Annotated in this window: 16 protein-coding genes; 3 read left to right on the forward strand and 13 right to left on the reverse strand. The window is 68.2% G+C overall.

Features of this window, described 5'->3' with window-relative positions:
* Positions 1–411 precede the first annotated feature (411 nt).
* The 11 genes from CRV15_RS30025 to CRV15_RS30075 all read right to left on the reverse strand — a co-directional run bounded on the left by CRV15_RS30025 (position 412) and on the right by CRV15_RS30075 (position 13976).
* Positions 412–3006 carry a TniQ family protein gene (locus CRV15_RS30025; RefSeq protein ID WP_003957390.1) on the reverse strand — a complete coding sequence of 865 codons (2595 nt, stop codon included), beginning with the start codon at positions 3004–3006 and terminating at the stop codon, positions 412–414.
* On the reverse strand, positions 3003–4139 hold the full coding sequence (locus tag CRV15_RS30030) for an AAA family ATPase (RefSeq protein WP_003957389.1): 1137 nt from the start codon (positions 4137–4139) through the stop codon (positions 3003–3005). The genes CRV15_RS30025 and CRV15_RS30030 overlap by 4 nt, the downstream gene beginning before the upstream one ends.
* Positions 4136–6316: a hypothetical protein gene (locus CRV15_RS30035; RefSeq protein WP_003957388.1), complete on the reverse strand. Its 2181-nt coding sequence runs from the start codon at positions 6314–6316 to the stop codon at positions 4136–4138. Before CRV15_RS30035 ends, CRV15_RS30030 begins: the two co-directional genes overlap by 4 nt.
* On the reverse strand, positions 6313–7017 hold the full coding sequence (locus tag CRV15_RS30040; protein WP_009999087.1) for a TnsA-like heteromeric transposase endonuclease subunit: 705 nt from the start codon (positions 7015–7017) through the stop codon (positions 6313–6315). The genes CRV15_RS30035 and CRV15_RS30040 overlap by 4 nt, the downstream gene beginning before the upstream one ends.
* A 166-nt stretch (positions 7018–7183) precedes the next feature.
* Positions 7184–9112 carry an ABC transporter ATP-binding protein gene (locus CRV15_RS37535; protein ID WP_003957385.1) on the reverse strand — a complete coding sequence of 643 codons (1929 nt, stop codon included), beginning with the start codon at positions 9110–9112 and terminating at the stop codon, positions 7184–7186.
* A gap of 179 nt (positions 9113–9291) precedes the next feature.
* Positions 9292–9714 (reverse strand): lasso peptide biosynthesis B2 protein, encoded by a 423-nt coding sequence (locus CRV15_RS30050; RefSeq protein WP_106428665.1) that lies wholly within the window; start codon positions 9712–9714, stop codon positions 9292–9294.
* 5 nt (positions 9715–9719) lie between these two features.
* Entirely contained in the window at positions 9720–10013 is a 294-nt protein-coding gene (locus tag CRV15_RS30055; RefSeq protein WP_003963075.1) for a PqqD family peptide modification chaperone, read from the reverse strand.
* The gene (locus tag CRV15_RS30060) at positions 10007–11758 is read right to left on the reverse strand and encodes an asparagine synthase-related protein (RefSeq protein ID WP_003957381.1); all 1752 of its coding nucleotides are present in this window, start codon (positions 11756–11758) and stop codon (positions 10007–10009) included. The genes CRV15_RS30055 and CRV15_RS30060 overlap by 7 nt, the downstream gene beginning before the upstream one ends.
* Before the next feature lie 87 nt (positions 11759–11845).
* Entirely contained in the window at positions 11846–12028 is a 183-nt protein-coding gene (locus CRV15_RS30065; RefSeq protein ID WP_009999089.1) for a hypothetical protein, read from the reverse strand.
* Positions 12029–12169: 141 nt separating this feature from the next.
* Positions 12170–13360: a M20 family metallopeptidase gene (locus CRV15_RS30070; RefSeq protein WP_003957379.1), complete on the reverse strand. Its 1191-nt coding sequence runs from the start codon at positions 13358–13360 to the stop codon at positions 12170–12172.
* Between the two features lie 19 nt (positions 13361–13379).
* Positions 13380–13976, reverse strand: a complete 597-nt coding sequence (locus CRV15_RS30075) for an XRE family transcriptional regulator (RefSeq protein ID WP_230864326.1) — start codon at positions 13974–13976, stop codon at positions 13380–13382.
* A gap of 766 nt (positions 13977–14742) precedes the next feature.
* On the opposite strand from CRV15_RS30075, the gene CRV15_RS37085 reads away from it, so the two are divergent.
* Entirely contained in the window at positions 14743–14991 is a 249-nt protein-coding gene (locus CRV15_RS37085) for a hypothetical protein (protein WP_230864325.1), read from the forward strand.
* The gene (locus CRV15_RS30090; RefSeq protein ID WP_003957374.1) at positions 14988–15248 is read left to right on the forward strand and encodes a hypothetical protein; all 261 of its coding nucleotides are present in this window, start codon (positions 14988–14990) and stop codon (positions 15246–15248) included. Before CRV15_RS37085 ends, CRV15_RS30090 begins: the two co-directional genes overlap by 4 nt.
* A gap of 160 nt (positions 15249–15408) precedes the next feature.
* On the opposite strand, the gene CRV15_RS30095 is transcribed toward CRV15_RS30090, so the two are convergent.
* Positions 15409–15891 carry a DUF397 domain-containing protein gene (locus tag CRV15_RS30095; protein WP_230864324.1) on the reverse strand — a complete coding sequence of 161 codons (483 nt, stop codon included), beginning with the start codon at positions 15889–15891 and terminating at the stop codon, positions 15409–15411.
* Between CRV15_RS30095 and CRV15_RS30100 the strand changes: the two genes are divergently transcribed.
* Positions 15857–16219, forward strand: a complete 363-nt coding sequence (locus CRV15_RS30100; protein WP_003963077.1) for a hypothetical protein — start codon at positions 15857–15859, stop codon at positions 16217–16219. The genes CRV15_RS30095 and CRV15_RS30100 overlap by 35 nt on opposite strands.
* A gap of 442 nt (positions 16220–16661) precedes the next feature.
* Here the strand turns inward: CRV15_RS30100 and CRV15_RS30105 are convergent, their stop codons facing one another.
* A complete protein-coding gene (locus CRV15_RS30105) occupies positions 16662–17039 on the reverse strand; it encodes a hypothetical protein (RefSeq protein WP_003957371.1) in 378 nt (125 codons plus the stop codon).
* Positions 17040–17047: the final 8 nt, after the last annotated feature.

A 17047-nucleotide genomic window follows, 5' to 3' on the forward strand; every position in this document is an offset into this window, starting at 1 on the left:
CCGAAGTACCGTCCCGAGTGATGCGCCTGGCCATGGACGGAGCGAAACCTCCGCCACGGCACCGACCCGGTGAAATCCGCCAACCGCAGATCCCTGAAGGGGATCTTCCGCACCGAAACGTCGTCGTGCCGGATCGACACCATGGGCTGTTCGAGCTCTCCACGCCGGCGGACTGGACTCTGAACAGGCGTACGTAAGAGCGTAGTTACTATTCGCAGTCATTGCGCACCAGATCGCGAAATTGCGCATCTCGTGCGACCATTGCGCACTCAAACGCGGAACCTACAAGGGTGTCGGTTCCGCGGATTCATGAGCACTGCGTCCTGCGGAAACGTTGGAATCCGCGAGTGATGAGCACTGCTTGTGTCGGCTAGAGATGAGCATTTCCTCGCTCCTGCGCTGGTTTCGCGGTCACGTTGCATGACCCTCCAGGAGAGCGAGGAGTCGTGCGGCTTCGTCGAGGAAGCTGCGGCCCGCCCTGGTGACGGTGAGTGGTCGGGATCGCCTGTCGATGATGGTGAAGCCAGCCGTCCGCTCGATCTGCTTCAGCTGATAGTTGAGAACATTCCATCTGACTCCCAGCGTGCGGGCGGCGGACTGGAGGGTGGCGTGCTCGGATAGCGTGGTGATGTGCTGCAGACGCTGAATGCAGTTCTTTGTCCGGCTCACTGATTGCATGGCGGGCGAAATGGCGACATGAAGCTGCGCGAAGGAGCTGTTGTACTGACCTGCGGAGTGCTTCGGGATCTCCCATTTCTTGACCAGCTTCATGACGGAGCCTTTACGGACGCCCAGCTCGCGGGCAATATCGGGCGAGCTCCTGCCCTTGTGGTGGTACTCGACCTCCAGCCATTCGCGGGAGACGGTCCTTTCGAGGAAGCGGGCCGGTCTGCGTGACCGTTTAGGAATTCCGGCCTCATTGATAGCGAGGCTCACGGTGGTGACGCTGCATCCTGCCATCACCGCAATCTGCCCAAGTGTCCTTCCTTGGGCTTGATAGAGCTGGCGAAGCTGAGCAGGAGCGAGTGGACCAATACGAGGAATTGCTTTGCGTCGAGGACTTGGAGAAGCGCGTCGTTTCCGTGGTCGGCGAGGGGTTGGAGGTGGAGTGGGGATGGAAAGGTCGCGACTTTCGAAGTAGAGCCGCAAGTGCGTCGTGGTGAGCCCCAGCTCCTTCGCTAGTTGCTGTTCGACCGGAGAGTGGGAGGCGAGTTCGGATGCCTGGGCCAGGTTCACCGCTGCCTCGTCGAAGCCGGGCCAGCCCGGGTTTTCTGCCCAGCGAGCGGGTGGCTCCCACCGCAACGGCTCGTCGATGCCGTGTTGCTCCAGGGCAGATTCGGCTTGGAGGTAAAGAAATTCTCTGACCTGAGTGGGCAGATGCTGCCGAAAATGATGAAAGGAGGAGAGCTTTCCTGATTCAATTTCCGGTTCGACTCCCAGCAGGGACAGCAATATCCACCGGAGTCGTTCGGTTACGGCCGGAGAGGGGTCATTCCAGCCTGCTTGGCGGCAGGCGTGCAGCAAAGCAGGCTCGTCCATGCAGATGGAATCGGAGTGGAATACTTTGCGTCGGCGAGCGTAATCAATAGGTGCACCGTTCTCGTCCAGGGCCCAGGCGATCTGGGTAATAGCTGCGGCAAGGGAAGTGAGGGAAGATGGGGAGTAACAGTCGAACGAGCGAATCGCGGCGATCCGTTCGTTTCGGGAGAGCTGCTGACCGAGCAGGGATGCGGCGGGGCCGTAGTCCATTTGACTCCCGGGAAACATGATCAGAGTGCTGACAGCTTTTCGAAACCGGTCGACCGATCTGTAGTTGGCGAGATTGGGACTGAGTAGGCGCATTGTCCACGAGGGCCAGAGCTTGGAAGGGACTGAAGCGGCCCGTCTGTGGACATCCTCGTCTGCCAGCTTCTTCCAGAAGGGCTGGGGAGATGCGGTGCCGTAACGGAGGCGGGGCAGAAGGGTGAGGTCAGCATCGCTATGAGAGAGAGCCAGACCGGCTAGTCGAGGGCTCGTCCGCTGCCAGTTGAAGGCTCGCTGGTTTGGACTGGCGTTCGGGAAGAGGCGGTGGTCCGAGCGCATGATCCAAGCGAGGACCTCCGGTTGTTGTCGCACGTCGGAGCCGGGGAGCGCAAGCCGGGCGATGGCGGTCGCGGTGGCAATGCTGTGGGCGTCGGTAGCGTCCTGCGTGCTGGTCTGAGAGGGAAGCTGCCCGCCAGTCTCCTCGATTACCTGGTTCACGATCGGTGGTGTGGATCCCGGGTCGGCCGCGATGGCGGCGAGAGATCGCCATCCCAAGGCGTAGAGGTCCAGCAGTTTGGGCCGGATGCGGTTGGGGTGGAGGCGGGCTTCGTCGAGCAGACCGGTGACGTGCTGCTGAGAGGCCATCACGAGACCGTGCGCTGGCAGCCCGGGAGCAGTCGCCTCGCCGAGTGGGTATCCGCAGGCGATGCGGAGGCGTCGCCGCCCCTCGGTCTTGTGGTGCCCCCTGGTGCAGAGTGTCGGCTGGGTCGGACCGCCGAGACGGGTTCCGTGCGCGCGGACCGGTTGCTCGCAGCCTGGACACCGCTCCAGCAGCAGACATCGGTGCGACGTACATGCGAATACCCACGGCTGCCGCCAGGCCAGGGGCCACCGGCCCGCGTTGTCACTGAGACAGCGTGGGCAGAAGCGGCTGTGGCTTCCGTAGGCCCGCCAGGTCGACGGCCGGCCCATGCCGTGCTTGTAGGGGTGGAAATTGACGGTGATGCCATCAAACGGCTCCAGCGTCATCTCTGTCAGGGCCTGTTGACTGACACCGGTGACCTGGTGCAGCCGGTGTCGCTGCCGATCGTTGAGACGCAGAACCATCTGAGAAAGGCGGGAGCGCTCAAGTCCAACGAAGTGCAAGAACGTAAACGTGGTCACCCTGAGTCTGCGTGCGTATGCCTCCAACCAGCTGTCAAGGGCTTCACCCTCAACGGGGGCAAGCCAGATCGGGATCCGCTCGTTGGTCCATTGCGTCATGCCGACTTCCTGCGGCGCTGCGACGAGGACGCCGGGTGAGTGGTGAGTAAGCCGGATTTGATGGAGGCTTCGAGTTCCGTGCGAGCCCCCTCCGCGGCAGCATCGTTCTTCACCTGATTCATCAGATCGATGTCAAGACGTTCATGACCAGAGCGGATCGCACGCAGGCAGCCACGGTTGATCAGCGCCATAAGGGAGGCAAAATGTCCGGTGGAGCGGGCGTAGAGGTAGTCGGACAGGTCGTCGGCGAGCATGCCTGGGTGTTTGTCCGCCAGGACAAGGTTCTTCTCGATCGTCTTCAACAGCGTGCGCCACTGCTGTCGTCCACTCTCGTCCTCGACCTGGAAGGGCAGCAGCGTCAGCGGGGTGGTGCGTCGCCCGAATTGAGCGAGCAGAGCCTGGTGGTCAGTGAATCCTTCGCGCAGCAGCCCGCGACTCTGGACGCCCACCCCGACATAGATCAGCGTGACGGGGAAGACGTTGGCCAGGTACTTCAGCTGGTTGGCCATGCGGGTCTGGTTGCTGTGCGAGCCGGCCAGGAAGTGCACATCGTCGATGATGATCGCGATGGTCTTCATGCTCAGCACCGCGTCCACCGCCCGTTCGGCGAGAGTGTCGGCGTTTCCCGAGGTCGGCAGTCCGTAGAAGCGGCAGATCGCCGCGTTCAGCCCGCGGATCTGGGTGTTCCCGGTGAGCGCGATGTAGATCACCGGAACGCGGCGATCCCCTCTGGGCGCGGATTCCCCGCGCAGAGCGATCTGCTTGCGGAACAGGGCGCGGCCGTAGGCCCGCACTGCTGTGCTCTTGCCGAGTCCGGGGTATGCGTCCACCAGGGCGGCGGGCTTGGTCTTGTCCCCGTCCTGCCGGTTCGACTCCACGACCTCCGCCAGATCCTCATGCAGGGCCAGCAACTGGGGAGTATCGATCGGGCCGAGGTTGGCGTGCCATACCTCCCGCCGGTCGTTGTGGACCAGGAGCGGCCCCGGTGACATCTGGGCCAGCTGAGCGCGGGTGTAGTGCTCGGGCCGCTGCCGGTCCGGGCCGTTGACCTCCTGAAGCCAGCCGTCCAAGCGGGTGGGTGAGTACTGCCGGTCATCGCCCTCGAACGGCGCGGGGCCCTCCGCCGTGTTCAACGGGTCTCCCAGACATCGGCGTAATAGTCATCCTCGTCGATGAGGAAGGCGCCCTCCTCGTCCGGCGAGACGGCCTCGCACTCTTCGTCCTCGTCGTCGTCTCCGCCCAGGTCCGCGGTTTCGGCCGCCACCACGTGCAGGTCTGGCGCGGCCTTCCCGCCAGCAGTTTCGTCCGGTGCACTCAGAGCGGCCAGGCGGCGCACGGAAGGAAGCTCGGAGACCTCGCCGCCTTCCGCGGGCTCCTCGCCGACCAGCCGCAGCCGGTCCTGCGACAAGCGGACCGCCATGCGCCGTTCGGTTCTGTCCTCGGTCAGCCCGGCGCCCCAGCGGTCCAGCAACTCGATCAGGGCCCGTTTGGTGTCCGGGAATCGATGTGTCCTGGCGGCGATCCGGCGGGCGTACTTCAGCGCCTCCAGACTGGCCGGCCCGTTGAGGGCTGGGGCATGCTCCCAGTCGAGGGTGTGCCACAGGTGAGGCTGCTGCGGATCCTGGAAGTAGATCTTCCTGATATCGGCACGATCGACGGCGACCGGCCACTTGCCGGCCTGTTCGCCCCGGTGAGGGCTGATCCGATTGCGGTAGTCGTCGAGCCCGGCGCCGTTGTAGCGGAGCCCGTTCACCTCCACCCCGTAGTGGTGGACGGGGCACCACTCCTCTTCCAGGAACTCGAAGGCGAGACCCGGCCTGGACGGAATCCGCAACGGACCCGCTCGTGTCACCCCGTGCTCGAACATCTCCAGCGGGCTCAGCTTCAGCCCCGGGACCTCCGGAACCGTCAACCCCCGGTGGTGCCGCCTGTGGTAGATCAGGGTGATCCACTCACGGATGATCATTTCCAGCTCGTCGAGGAAGAAATACGCCTCCTCCTCCACCTTCTCTCCCCGGCTGTGGACATCCGGTCCCTTGTAGCCGGGCAGAGCGGCCAGCAGCCCCTGGTTCAACGTCTTGAACCACCGCTCCACCGGCTTGTCGGTCGGCGTATGAGGGCGAGCCGGCTGCAAAGAGAGGCCGAGCTTCGCGCTGACGCTCGCGATGTGGTTCGAGACGTAGATTTTGCCGTGGTCGTAGACGATCGTCTCCGCCGCGACCGCGGGCAGCAGCGGCTGGCCGTGCGCGTCCACCAGCTTCTCCGCGTCGAACACCACCGTGGAGGGAACCCCGCAGTACGGAAGCGGCTCACCCGTTCCGCCGGACGGCACTTCCCGGGGACGGATCGTCTCGAACAGGACGCCGGCCACATCGGTCGACTTCGTCGACACCGGTGTCAGCCGAAGCCCCGTGATCACCTTGCTGTAGAGGTCCATGGCGACGGTGAGCTCGCACTGTACCCACCGGCAGGTCACCGGCTCCATCGCGAAGACGTCCAGGCTGTTGGTGTCCAGCACGATGTACTCGCCCGGCCGCGTTGCCCGCAGCCGGCCGAAGACGCCCTGCGGGCGGTTCGCGATGGACCGCTTTCCCTTCGTGCTGCCCTCGAACGCGTTCGTCCCCCGGCTGAGTTCCTTGAGCAGCGCGTATCCCGTGGTCTGCTTCGGAATGCTCACCACGTCGCGGCCGTACTTCTTGACCACGCGTTCTTCGATCTCCATCAGCACCAGGCCGCGGACAGGGCGACTGGACCTCTCCAGACTTCCGATCACTGAACGGGCCATATCCAGCCAGCGCGGATCAGCGCGATCCAGCACGCTGGTTGGCTCGCGCTTGCTCACCAGACCGGCTGGTCCCGACTCCTCGACCAGAGCCACCCACCGCCGTACCGTCGTCACGCTGACGCCGAGTTCCGCGGCCTTCGCCCTGTACCGGTGCATCAAAGGCACTTCCGGCGCGTAATCAGGCCGCGGTTCACCCTCCAGCGCCAGTTCCGAGGAGCCCAGCTGATAGCTGAAACGCACCTCCTGGACATGCCGGAACCGGGTGGTGAGTGCATCGTCCTCCGCACCACTGAGCTCGCTCAGCGATGTCCCGATCGCCGGCTGTGCAGGCGGAGCTTCCACCAGGAACTCGGTGGATGGGTGGGCCATCAACGCCGACAGGTCGACCTGCCGCCAGCTGGGACGGCCGTCGGCCGAGAAATGCTGCAGGAGGATACGGCGGCCCTCGATCTCCGCGATCGTGAACTGCTGACCGTCATAGAGCAACGGAAGCCCCGTCCGAAGCGGCGTGGTCCAGACATTCACGCCGACCTCCTCAGAACCCAGTCACCACTCAGCGGACGGGACAGGTCGGTGGTCAGCCGCCCCGACCACAACAGAGCCAGAACCGGCGGCCGTGCCTCATGGTCAGGCCGTCCGGCCGCTAACCGCCGCTCAGCTTCGGCCAGCCGGTCCCCGTCCTGGACGCTCCGCCAAGCTCGCTCAATGACCGCTGCTGGGACCACGTCCGGACGGCGATAAGCCGCCAGGAAACGGACATTCTCCAGCACCGTGCGATCCACTCCGGACCACACTTCGTACTCCCAGCCATGCCGCTCGATCAACTCTCCAGGCCAGGCCAGGGCCTCCACGATCTTCGGATCGGCGAGCCGGTCCGCTGGTTTGACGTTGACTACCCGCACCGTCCCCGAGGCCATCGCCAGCAAGAAGTCCGGCACGTGCTGACGCACCCGCCCGCCGACGCGAGCAGTCAGACGGCACGGCTGAGCGTAGATACCGCGTACCGCAGGATCCATATCGGCCAGAAGGAGCCGGGCGAGCTCCAACCGACTCTCATAGACCACAGGCCCCGCTGTCGTAGCCGATGCATAGCGCCCCGAGTAATGCGTTTGACCCTGGACGGAACGAAAGCTCCGCCACGGCATCGACCAGGTGAAATCCGCCAACCGCAGGTCGCGGACGGGTACCTCGCGCACCGACGCGTCGTCGTACCTGATCGACGTCATAGCCAAGACATGCTTCCGGCCGGGAGGGGTTGAACCCGTGATTGCCATGCACAGGACCGTAGTCACTCAGAGGAGTCAGTGACCACGGAACCGTGAAATTGCCCATCCATTGCCCATTTCACGGCTCTGCTGTCCATCAGAACGCGGAACCTACATGAGCGTGATGTCAGTTCTCGCGGCCTTCCTGAAGTCGGTGAAGCTCTTGGTAGAGCCCGCCGTCTTCGTTGAGGAGTTGTGTGTAGGTACCGGACTGGATGAGGCGTCCGTGGTCGAGGACGAGGATGCGGTCGGCGGTTCGGGTGCTGGCGAGGCGGTGGGTGATGAAGAGGGCGGTGCGGCCGGCCGCGAGGTCGCGCAGGCGGGTGAGGATCTGGTGTTCGGCGCGGGCGTCAAGGGCGGAGGTGGGTTCGTCGAGGACGATGAGGGGTGCGTCGCGGTGGAAGCCGCGGGCGAGGGCGAGGCGTTGCCACTGGCCTCCGGAGAGGTCGTGGCCGCCCCAGAAGGAGCGGGCGAGGCTGGTGTCGAGGCCGTGGGGGAGTTTGTCGATGACGGTGTCGGCTCCGGCTTGGCGGGCTGCTTCGTGGACGGCCTGGTCGCCGGTGGGGCGGGGCTGGCCGAGGGTGATGTTCTCGCGGGCGGCGAATTGCCAGCGGGTGTAGTCCTGGGGGACGACGCTGGTGGTCTGCCACACATGGTGGGGGTCAAGGTCGGTGAGGGGGATGTCGTCCCAGGTGAGGGTGCCGTGGGTGGGGAGGTAGAGGCCGGCGAGAAGCTTGGCGAGGGTGGTTTTGCCGGAGCCGTTCTCGCCGACGAGGGCGATGACTTCGCCGCGCCGGATGTCGAGGTCGACGCTGTCGACGGCGGGGGTGGTGGCGCCGGGGTAGGTGTAGGTGAGGCTGCGGGCGGTGATCCGCTGGGGCCCGCCGGCGGGGACGGGGGTGGTGCCGCGGCGGATGGTCCAGGTGTCGGCCTGGTCGAGGAAGGTGGTCCAGTCGGTGATGTAGAGGCTGGTGGTGAACAGGTTGGCTGCGGCGCGGACGCTTGCGGTGAGGGCGGCGTTGGCGGTGCGGACGACGAGGGCGGTGGTCGCGGCGGTGGCGACGGTCATCCGTCCGGTGAGGACGAGGTAGGCGGTGCCGCCCCAGAGCGCGGCCATCGCGAGGGTGGCCAGAAGGTCGCCGGTGCCCTGGGTGAGCGTCGCTCGGCGGGCGGCATGGTGCTGTTCGGTCTCCAGACGGCGGGAGACGGTGCGGTACTGGCGGGTGAGAAAGCCGGCCATGGTGCCCGCGCGGATTTCTGCGGCGGTGGCGCTGTCGGTGGCGTACTGGGCGAGGGAGCGGCGCAGGCGGGTGTCGGCGAGGGTGCGGTGGGCGGCGATGTGGTCGATGCGGGCGGCGCGGACGGCTCCCCAGATGCGGGGTGCGGCGGCGAGGAGGAGCAGGGGCAGGAGGAGGGGGTTGAGGGTGGCGGTGATGACAGTGGCGGCGGTGAACTGGGCGCAGGTGAGGGTGAGGTGCTGGGTCTGGGTGATGAGTTCGGGGGTCTTCTCGGCGCCGGTGGTGGCGGCGAAGCGGGTGTCCTCGAAGGCGGGGTCGTGGTAGGCGCCGAGTTCGGCTTGGGTGGCGGTGGTGATGACGGCGAGGTCTGCTTCGCGGTGGACCTGGGGGGCGAGGCGGGCGGCGGTGAGGCGGGCGGCGGCGTCGGCGAGGTAGGCGGTGCCGGCGGTGGCGGTGAGGAGAACGAGGGCGGGGAGCGCTTCGGTGAGACGGGCGGAGGGGGTGCCGGGAGCGAGGAGGGCGGTGAGGAGCGTGTTGGTGCTGTGGAGGGCGGTGGCGGTGAGGAGGGCGTAGGCGAGGGTGCAGGCGGTGAGGGTGAGGACTGCGGGGCGGTCGGCGTGCCAGCTCAGGAGCCAGGCGCGGTGGAGGGTGGCGGGTAGTTGGGCGGCGATGGCGCGGGTGGTGACGGTGGTGGTCTGATCGGTGTGGGCGTCGGTCTGGAAGCGGTACGCGGGTGGTGGGCCGGGAGCGGGAGCAGGGATTTCCGGGGCGGTCGTGTTGGTGGAATCGGTGGTCGGGGTGAGGGTCACGGTCCCCATTGGCAGGGGTGGTGGTGGTGTGTCTCAACCGGCTTTCCCGGGCTGGTGGGTGGGTGGGCTGGTCAGGGCGGTGCCGGGATTGGATGGCGCGTGGAAGGTTCGCGCGTTCGGGTGAATGGCGCAGGATCGTTCACGGCGTTTGTCTCCACCGTGTAGTGGGGGTGGTCGGTGGTGTGGGTTCAGCGGGTGGTGTGGACGGGGGTCCACGGGTGGTCGGTGCCTCCGGCTTCGTCGGCGCCGGCCGGTGTGCCGTCGGCTGCTACGGCCCAGGCGTGGAAGGCGGCCGGGAGGGTGCGGGCGCCGAGCACCAGGTGGCAGCTGCGGCCGGTGAGGGCGGTCGCCAGGACGGTGGCCAGGGCGCGTTCCTTGCAGTCGATCTGTCCAGGCCACCAGGAGGGCTGGCGGGCCGTCACCGCCGCATAGGCGCGGACGACCCGGTCACCGGGCGAGGGCGGGAGGAACCGGGTGGCGCGGGCGAGGGTGATCCGGGCCCGCATCCGGTGGCGGGTGGGCAGGGCACGGACGGTGAGCGCGATGCACAGGGCGAGGGCAGCAGCAGGTCGCGGGAGGCCCTTTGTGGAAGCGGGGGGAGCTGTGGTCATCCGGGTCATCGGTGTCGCCTCCACCAGCGTGGCCGGGAGCGGGGGTTGGGGGTGAGGAGGCAGAGGGTGCACAGGTGGTTCAGGTAGGTGTTGACCGCGGCGTGGGCGTGGTCCGGGGTGGTTCCGGTGCGGGAGGCGATGTTGTGGACGAGTGCGTTCAGGTCGCCGCGGGTGGTGAGCGTCTGCCAGATGCGGTGGCCGTCGCCGTCGAGGATGGTCCAGTCGCCGTGCAGGTTGAGGACCACTGTGGTGGTGGGGCCGCATGCGGCCCAGTGGACGTGCGCGGGCGGGGTCAGCACGCTTCCTCCGTCCGGCGGTCGTTGGTGTGGGCGGTGAGCCACTGGCTGGTCATCGTGAGGCGGTGGAGGTCGTACAGGGCCTCGCCACGGGTTCCGGTCCGGGCCAGGGTCTGGAGGGCGGGCCGGGGGTCGAGGAGACCTGCGGTGACGAGCGGCCCCGTGGCGATGAGGCGGGCCACTTGGTGCTGATGGTGTAGGAGTCCGGTGAGGAGCTGACGGGTGAAGCTGCCTTTGGTCGTCCGCCGGGTCAGCCAGCCCGGGAGCCGGGGCAGCGCCGCGCCCAGCAGAGGTTTGAAGACGGTGGTGCCGTGCCGTTCGGCCGGGATGATGGCGAACGCGGAGCGGACGACCTGGCTGTCGAGGTAGGGGTGGACCAGGCGCACATTCCAGGACGCCTCCAGCGGGACGGTGTCGCGGGCGTCGGCGGCGATCAGCCGGAGCGAGGACTGCTGCTCGGCAAGGTCCGCGCGTGCGGCGGTGTCCGCGGTACGGGCGGCTTCGCGCAGCAGGGCGGCGACCTGGTGGCGGGCGTCAGGTGTGAGCCAGCGGGCGGCGTGTCCCAGGTGGCACCAGGTCCACACACCCGGCCTTCGGGGGTCGGTGATACCGGTTTCGAGGCGTTCGGCGGCCTCCAGGAGTGCCCCGGGGTATCCGGTGGCGGCGGCCTGGGTGATCACGGACCACAGCTCGCGCGGGGACCGGTTGCGGCTCCGGGCCCAGCCGGTCACCTCCCGGCGCGCCGCGCGGCGCCGGCCGTCCTGGACCATGGCGGTCCACACGGCGCTGGAGCCGTCGAGGACGACGTCCCCACCGTGCCCGGTGAGGTGGAGCGGCAGCCCGGCCGCAGGCCGCAGGTAGAGGGCGTGCTGAGCGGCGTCCAGGCTCGCGGCGGCAGGCTGTTCGGTCACCGGCTGTCCGGACGGCCAGGCGAACGGCAGCTCGCCCGGCCCACCCTCGCTCACGTGGAGGGGGGTTTGGATGTGGTCGCTGACCCGGCGCGCGTGACGCAGGTCTTCGGCACTGGTGTGGGGGTCGGTGTAGGTGACAGCGCGGAGGGTGCCCGCTTCGGCGGCGAGGATGGCCAGCGTGGAGGAGTCCAGGCCCCCGGACACATCGGCCCCCACAATCCCGGCCGCTTTCACGCGGCTGTGCACGGCGCGCTCCAGGGCGGCAGCGAATGCGGGAGCGCCGTCGGTGAGGGTGAGGTGCGGGTGGATGCCGCTCACGTCGATCAGCCGCTGTGAGCCGTCTGCGGCCAGCAGGAGCCCGAAGCCGCCGGGGACCGCTCGGATGTTGCGGTAGGCGGTGCGGTGGGGCCAGTGCTCGGCCCCGGCGGTGAGCCGTGCGGCCAGCAACGTCAGGTCGGGCTGCGCCCCGGTGCCGGTGGCGAGTCGGCGGGCACTGGTGGACCACAGAGTGCCCCCATCACTGTCCGTGGTGTGGAAGACGCTGCGGAGCCCGGACACGTCTCCGCACACGAACCGCGCCCGGGGGTTCTGTGCGACGACCCAGTATGAGCCGTCCAGTGCGGTCAGTGCCGCCCAGCGTCCTCGCCGGGCGGCGTCCAGCAGCGCCCGCGTCCTGTCTCCGGGGGTGCGGACGTCGCCCGCGAGAACGATCTGTGCTTCCTCGCCGGCCAGCACGTGCACCCGGCAGCCGGAACCGACCGTGATGCCTCGCAGCGGGTCCACCACTTTACCGGGGCTGCGGAATGCCGGGCCGCCGCTGATCCACTCCTCGCTCACGAACCGCTCCCTCGTGTCTGCCGTGACGGACCACGGGGGCCGGCGACACCAGCCGGCCCCCGTGGAGGTTTCACCTGCTCATCGGGCTCACGTGAAGTACATGGCGCCTGACTTGTCCGCGTCGTCGTTCGGCAGACGCCCGAGGGTCGATCCCTCGATGGGGAAGGACTCAGGCAGCGCGAGGAGCGGAGTGGAACTGTCGGTTCCCGGTGCCGCGGACTGCGTGTCCGCGGCACCGGGCGGGCGGGTACGGGTGAACTGCTCGGCCATGACCGGCCTCCCCTTTGTGGTCGGTGGATGCGTGCGGTGGTGCTGTCTCCATGTCACCGCGGCCGCGGCCCGGTCGCCAGAGACACGGCTGAGCTGTTCCTGGGAGCCGGTCTGGGGAGAATCTGGGACGCGTATGGGACGTCAGCCGTCCAGGAGGTCGAGGACAGCCTGGTGGTAGACGCCGTACACCGTGGGGAGTCCGGCCAGATGGGCCCGTTCGTCGATGCCGTGCAGGCCCTCATACGGCACGCCGAACCCGGCAGTCGCGGGGATGCCCTCCCCTGCGAGGAGGTTGCCGATGTTCGACGGTCCCGCGGTCTTCGCTCTCACCGTGAGACCCGCCTCGGTGGCGGCGGCCAGGAGGGCGGCGGCGGGCTGCTCGTCCTCGGCGAGGCGGAACGGGGGCCAGGCCGCGACCGGGGTGACCTCGGTGGGCCGCGGACCGGGCAGGCCGGTGTCCAGTTCGGCGACGGCCTTGCGGACCAGCGCCTCGGCGTCGTGCGCCCCGAAATGGGGGGTGGTGCGGACGTCGATGTGGAGATCGCACCGGTCGGGAACGGCGGAGAAGCCCTCGCCGCCGTGGAAGGCGGTGACCGACAGCTTCGGCGGCAGCGGAAAACCCGACGAGCAGTCGACGCCGGGGAGTTCGGCGGCGTCGAGGAGGCGGACGAGGTGCGCGGCCCGGGAGACGGCGCCGACGACGTTTCTGCTGGACCCGGAATGGCCGGACGGGGCGTGAACGGTGAGGGCGGCCCGCCACAGTCCCCGTCCGCCGACCACGACCTCGTCCATACCGGGGTAGCCGATCATCACCCCCGCCGGACGGACCGCGGCCGGGTCCGCGAGGTAGGCGCGGGCGCCGCCGAACCCTCCGGTGTGCTCGTCCACGTCCAGCAGCACCGCGAGCCCGCCGCGCAGAGACGCGGCTCGGGGGGCGAGGTCGGCGGCGATGTGGCAGAACACCGACGCGGCGAGCTTGGAATCGGCCGCACCACGGCCACGCAGCCATCCGTCCACCACGTCCCCGCAGTCCGGGGGGAACGACCACGCGGCCTCGTCCCCGTAGGGGGCGGTGTCCACGCAGGCGTCCAGCGTCCACCACGGGCCGGGCAGCCCGCCGCGGATCTCCACCAGGAGCCCGACCAGTTCCCCGGCACTGTCGTGCAGACGGCGGTGCGGCAGGCCGCGGACGGACAGCCAGCCCTCCAGCACGCCCAGCACCGGCCCGTACGGGTCGATCCCTCCCCGGCTCGGACGCCGGATCAGCTCGCTCGCCAGCTCGACCACCGACGCCATCCGGGTGCGGACAGTCGGCTGAAGATCCTCGCTCATCGGTTCTCCCCACGACATCTCAGGTGTGCCGTACCGGCAGTGCGCGGACGGCCTCGATCGTCTCCACCGGCCGCGCGGACGCGCACGCCTCCCGCCCATGGTGGACCAGCCCCACCGCCCCTTCACGGCTGAGCAGGACCCCGCAGTCGAAGGCGTCCTGCCCGTGCAGGCTCGGCAGCGGCACCACCGCGGCCGATTCGGAGGCGACGAAGAACCGCTCCAGTACCTCGGCCGGCTCCACGAGCCCGATGTGCAGTGTCTTCACGCCGTTACGGCGCGCAGACGGGTCCCGCAGCTCCAGCAACCGCACCAGGTGATCGGCGAGTACCCGGTGGCGCGGCGGCCCGTACAGTACCCGGTAATGCACCACGTCCGGCCGCTGGGCCACCATGTTCTCGATCGCCGCCAGATACGCCCGCTCCCGGGAACGCGACCCGGTCACCACCAGCTGCTCCCGCGCCCCCGACACCACCGAGATCATCGCCTCGACCAGATCCGACCAGCGGGTCAGCACCCTGACCACCGCCGCCGGACCGGACGTCTCCAGCGCACCGGCCACCGTGCCGTCCTGATGCGCGAACAGCACCTCCGGCCGCGCCCCGTACAACTCGCACAAGCCGGCCCGGTTCCGTAACCCTGTACGGCGCCTGCCGGACTCCCACGCACTCATCAGACTCGCGTCCGTCGCCCCGCCCGTAATCGCGTTCAGCGCGTCAGCCGCCTCGTCCAGCGTCATGTTCCGCGCCAGCCGGGCCCGCCTCAGTGCCGATTCCACACCACCGGCCACCGGATCACCGCCCCTCCCACCACCTCAGCCCAGCTCGTCACCAGCCCCGGAAACCCGTTCCTCCGGAGCCGGCCCGCAATCACTCGGCCCAAGCCTCTCCGCACAGCCACCACCGCACTCCACAGCACGTAGTTGAGAAACCGCACAGTGTCACGTACTTGAGGCCGGCACCAGGGCGGAGCCGCGGCAGATCGCCACCGCCCGGCGGCGTTCCGTGTTCCACACCGACCTCGCCCGCGCGTACGCCCAGCTCCCCCGGCACCGGGAACACGCCGTGCGACACCTGCTGGACACGGAAGCGTCGGCGCCCCAATAGATCCATGTCGATCCCATCGCCCAGGACACCGCCCACCTCGTCACCGGCGCCCGTGCCGCCTCCGAACGTCGCGTCCTCGCCGGGCTTGCGCACCGGATGAGCCTGCCGGTGTGAAGGGCGAGGTCCCTCTTCCGGGCGGCGCGCATGGCTCCGGTGAAGGCCCCTGAGCTGCTGCGCGCCCCCTCTTTCAGCGTCTTCGGGTGGGCGCTTGGGCCTACGCTTGGCCAGGTCATGCGCACGGTGGTGGCCGTGTCGGCGGAGATGGGAGGACCTTCCGGTATGCCTGAGCACAGTTCGATGAGATGGACCGTCCGGCACGAGGAGCGGGTGGAGGTCCCGGCCACGGTGGACGGCATCCGGGCCGCGCTGCCCGAGGAGCAGCGGCGGCGGTTCGAGGAGGAGCTGGGGCGGGCGACGGTGGAGACCGTCGCCGACGTGGTGCGGCACTGGGTTCTCGACCTTGCGTCCGGTCCGGAGGACGAGGACGAGTTCGCCCGGCTTGAGGCGGAGAACCGGGGTGCCGCGTGAGCCGGTACGAGATCGCGTATGCCCCGGTGGCCGAGGCGACGCTCAAGCAGTACGCCGGGGAGCGGGGCTTTCGTACGGCGATGGCGTCGACGCTGGGCCGTGACCCGTACGGGCACGGTTCCAGGGCGGTCGGAGGCGAGCGTGACCGCCGTGAGGCGACCGTCGCGGGGGTTTTCATCCGCTTCTACGTCGCGGAGAACGTCGTGAAGATCACGGTGGTCCGGATGGTGCCTGCGCCGTGCCAAGGGCGGCTGTAGATGTCTGTGGTCCACTCACCCGGGGTGAGTGGACCACAGTCGTGTGCGGAGCTGAACGCCCGCGCGCAGGCCTCGCCCAGACACGGTCGCGGGAGTTCCGCCGGGGGGCGCGGCGAGGACGTTGGCTATGGGTCTGGTGCTCGGCTCCGGGCGCGGTGGGTCAGCTGGGCTGGACGAGGTGGTCGAACTCGCCGTCCCGTACGCCGAGGAGGAAGGCCCGCAGCTCGGTGGGGGTGAAGATGTGCGGGGTGCGGTCGGGGTTCTTGGTGTCGCCGATGAGGATGTGTCCGTCGAGGGCGCCGATCCGGATGCAGTGGCCTCCGCCTCCGCTGTGGGAGGAGACGGTCCACTGGACCCGGGTGAGGTCGAGGCCGGCACGGCCGGCGGCGGACAGCATCTGGGCACGGACTTCTTCGGTGCGGTGCCGGGCGCGGCACAGGGTGGCGATGTCGTCGCGGAGGTACTGGACCAGGGCGGTGCGGCCGTGGGCGCCGCCGTGGCGTTCGTCCATGGCGGAGAACGCGGTGACCATGTCGCGGACGGCCGCGACTTCGGCCATGCCGACGGTGCGGCCGGTGTGTGCGGCGCGGGTGCGGGCGGCGATCTCGGTGACGTGGGCCAGGGGCAGGGCTGCGGCGGCCACCGAGAAGGAACGGACCCGGGACTTCACCTTCCGCAACCAAGACGGCATCCGTCTGCTCTCCTTCAGCGGCGACAGCAGCACCCCCACCGTCGCCGTCGTCGACTACCTCGACCTGAAGAACACACCACCGCGCACCCTGGCCGTCGACCGGGCGGCGGTAATGGCCGACGTCGTCACGGAGCTCCACCAGCTCGCCGACTGTCTGAACGCCGCCGTCGTCATCGTGGAACAGCTCACCCGGGCTCCCTTGACCGGGACGCCCCCCGGGCGGCTCACGGACATGAAGCACGAGAAGCCCCTCCTCGCACACGCCGAGACCCAGATCTGAGCCTGTGCCGCGCTTACGGAGCCTTATCACTGATTCCTCTCGTACACCCTCTGATCTCGCTCGCCGGACCCGGCTCGTCTGGTAGTTTCGAGCAGTCCCGGCTTTATCAGTGCTGCTCCCCGCCCTTCCCGACGTCTCCCGGGTCAGACTGCGCTCAGCTCCTCGCCAGGCTGCTGCCACAGTCTGGCGAGGAGGTCTTGCACCTCCTTCGGTTCACCCCGCCTCACGACGCACCGCCTCGTGGCACACCCACCAGATATGACAAGACCGCCACTTCGTGTTAAGTGGCGGTCAGTCTTGCGTCAATCCTGCTCTGGGCGCGATCCGTTTGAAAGCGGATCTGTACCCCGTCGGAGCAATCTGCTGGCATGGGCACTTTGTGCAGACACTCCGCCGTGCAGGCAGATCCCGTAGGTGCCGGAGGTCAGCTCATCATTCCGGGTCAGGCGAACTTCTCGTACCTGATGGTCCTGTCGGACTGGATGTACATATTGTATTCACCTTTACCGGAGGCGTTGTCTCCCTGCACGTGCTGGCGGAGGCTGTAGTCCAGTTGGGTCGTGTACCAGACGTAGTCGCCGCTCTGGAAAATCTGCAGCCGGTTGGCCGGGTCATCAGGTCCGATGGTGACCTCGATGTAGTGGCTCTCGTTCATTTCGGCCTGGCTGTCACACCAGGGCGTCCACATGGTGCAGGTGTTGTTGTTGCCGGCGTCCAGCACGAGCTGGTTTCCGGGCTTCGCAGGACTCTCCTGGTTGACTATTTTTGCCGTCTGGTCGGTCTGGTCATAGATCCGGTCGACCGAGCGAACGTCAGACATACTCACCT

It is taken from the genome of Streptomyces clavuligerus (assembly GCF_005519465.1).
Classification (GTDB): domain Bacteria; phylum Actinomycetota; class Actinomycetes; order Streptomycetales; family Streptomycetaceae; genus Streptomyces; species Streptomyces clavuligerus.

Bases quoted from the DNA above. Each gene is read 5' to 3' on its own strand.
- CRV15_RS30025 (WP_003957390.1), bottom strand. From the start codon at position 3,006: ATGACGCAATGGACCAACGAGCGGATCCCGATCTGGCTTGCCCCCGTT.
- CRV15_RS30070 (WP_003957379.1), bottom strand. From the start codon at position 13,360: ATGAGCGAGGATCTTCAGCCGACTGTCCGCACCCGGATGGCGTCGGTG.
- CRV15_RS30040 (WP_009999087.1), bottom strand. From the start codon at position 7,017: ATGACGTCGATCAGGTACGACGACGCGTCGGTGCGCGAGGTACCCGTC.
- CRV15_RS30050 (WP_106428665.1), bottom strand. From the start codon at position 9,714: ATGACCACAGCTCCCCCCGCTTCCACAAAGGGCCTCCCGCGACCTGCT.
- CRV15_RS30065 (WP_009999089.1), bottom strand. From the start codon at position 12,028: ATGGCCGAGCAGTTCACCCGTACCCGCCCGCCCGGTGCCGCGGACACG.
- CRV15_RS30105 (WP_003957371.1), bottom strand. From the start codon at position 17,039: ATGTCTGACGTTCGCTCGGTCGACCGGATCTATGACCAGACCGACCAG.
- CRV15_RS37085 (WP_230864325.1), top strand. From the start codon at position 14,743: ATGCCTGAGCACAGTTCGATGAGATGGACCGTCCGGCACGAGGAGCGG.
- CRV15_RS37535 (WP_003957385.1), bottom strand. From the start codon at position 9,112: ATGGGGACCGTGACCCTCACCCCGACCACCGATTCCACCAACACGACC.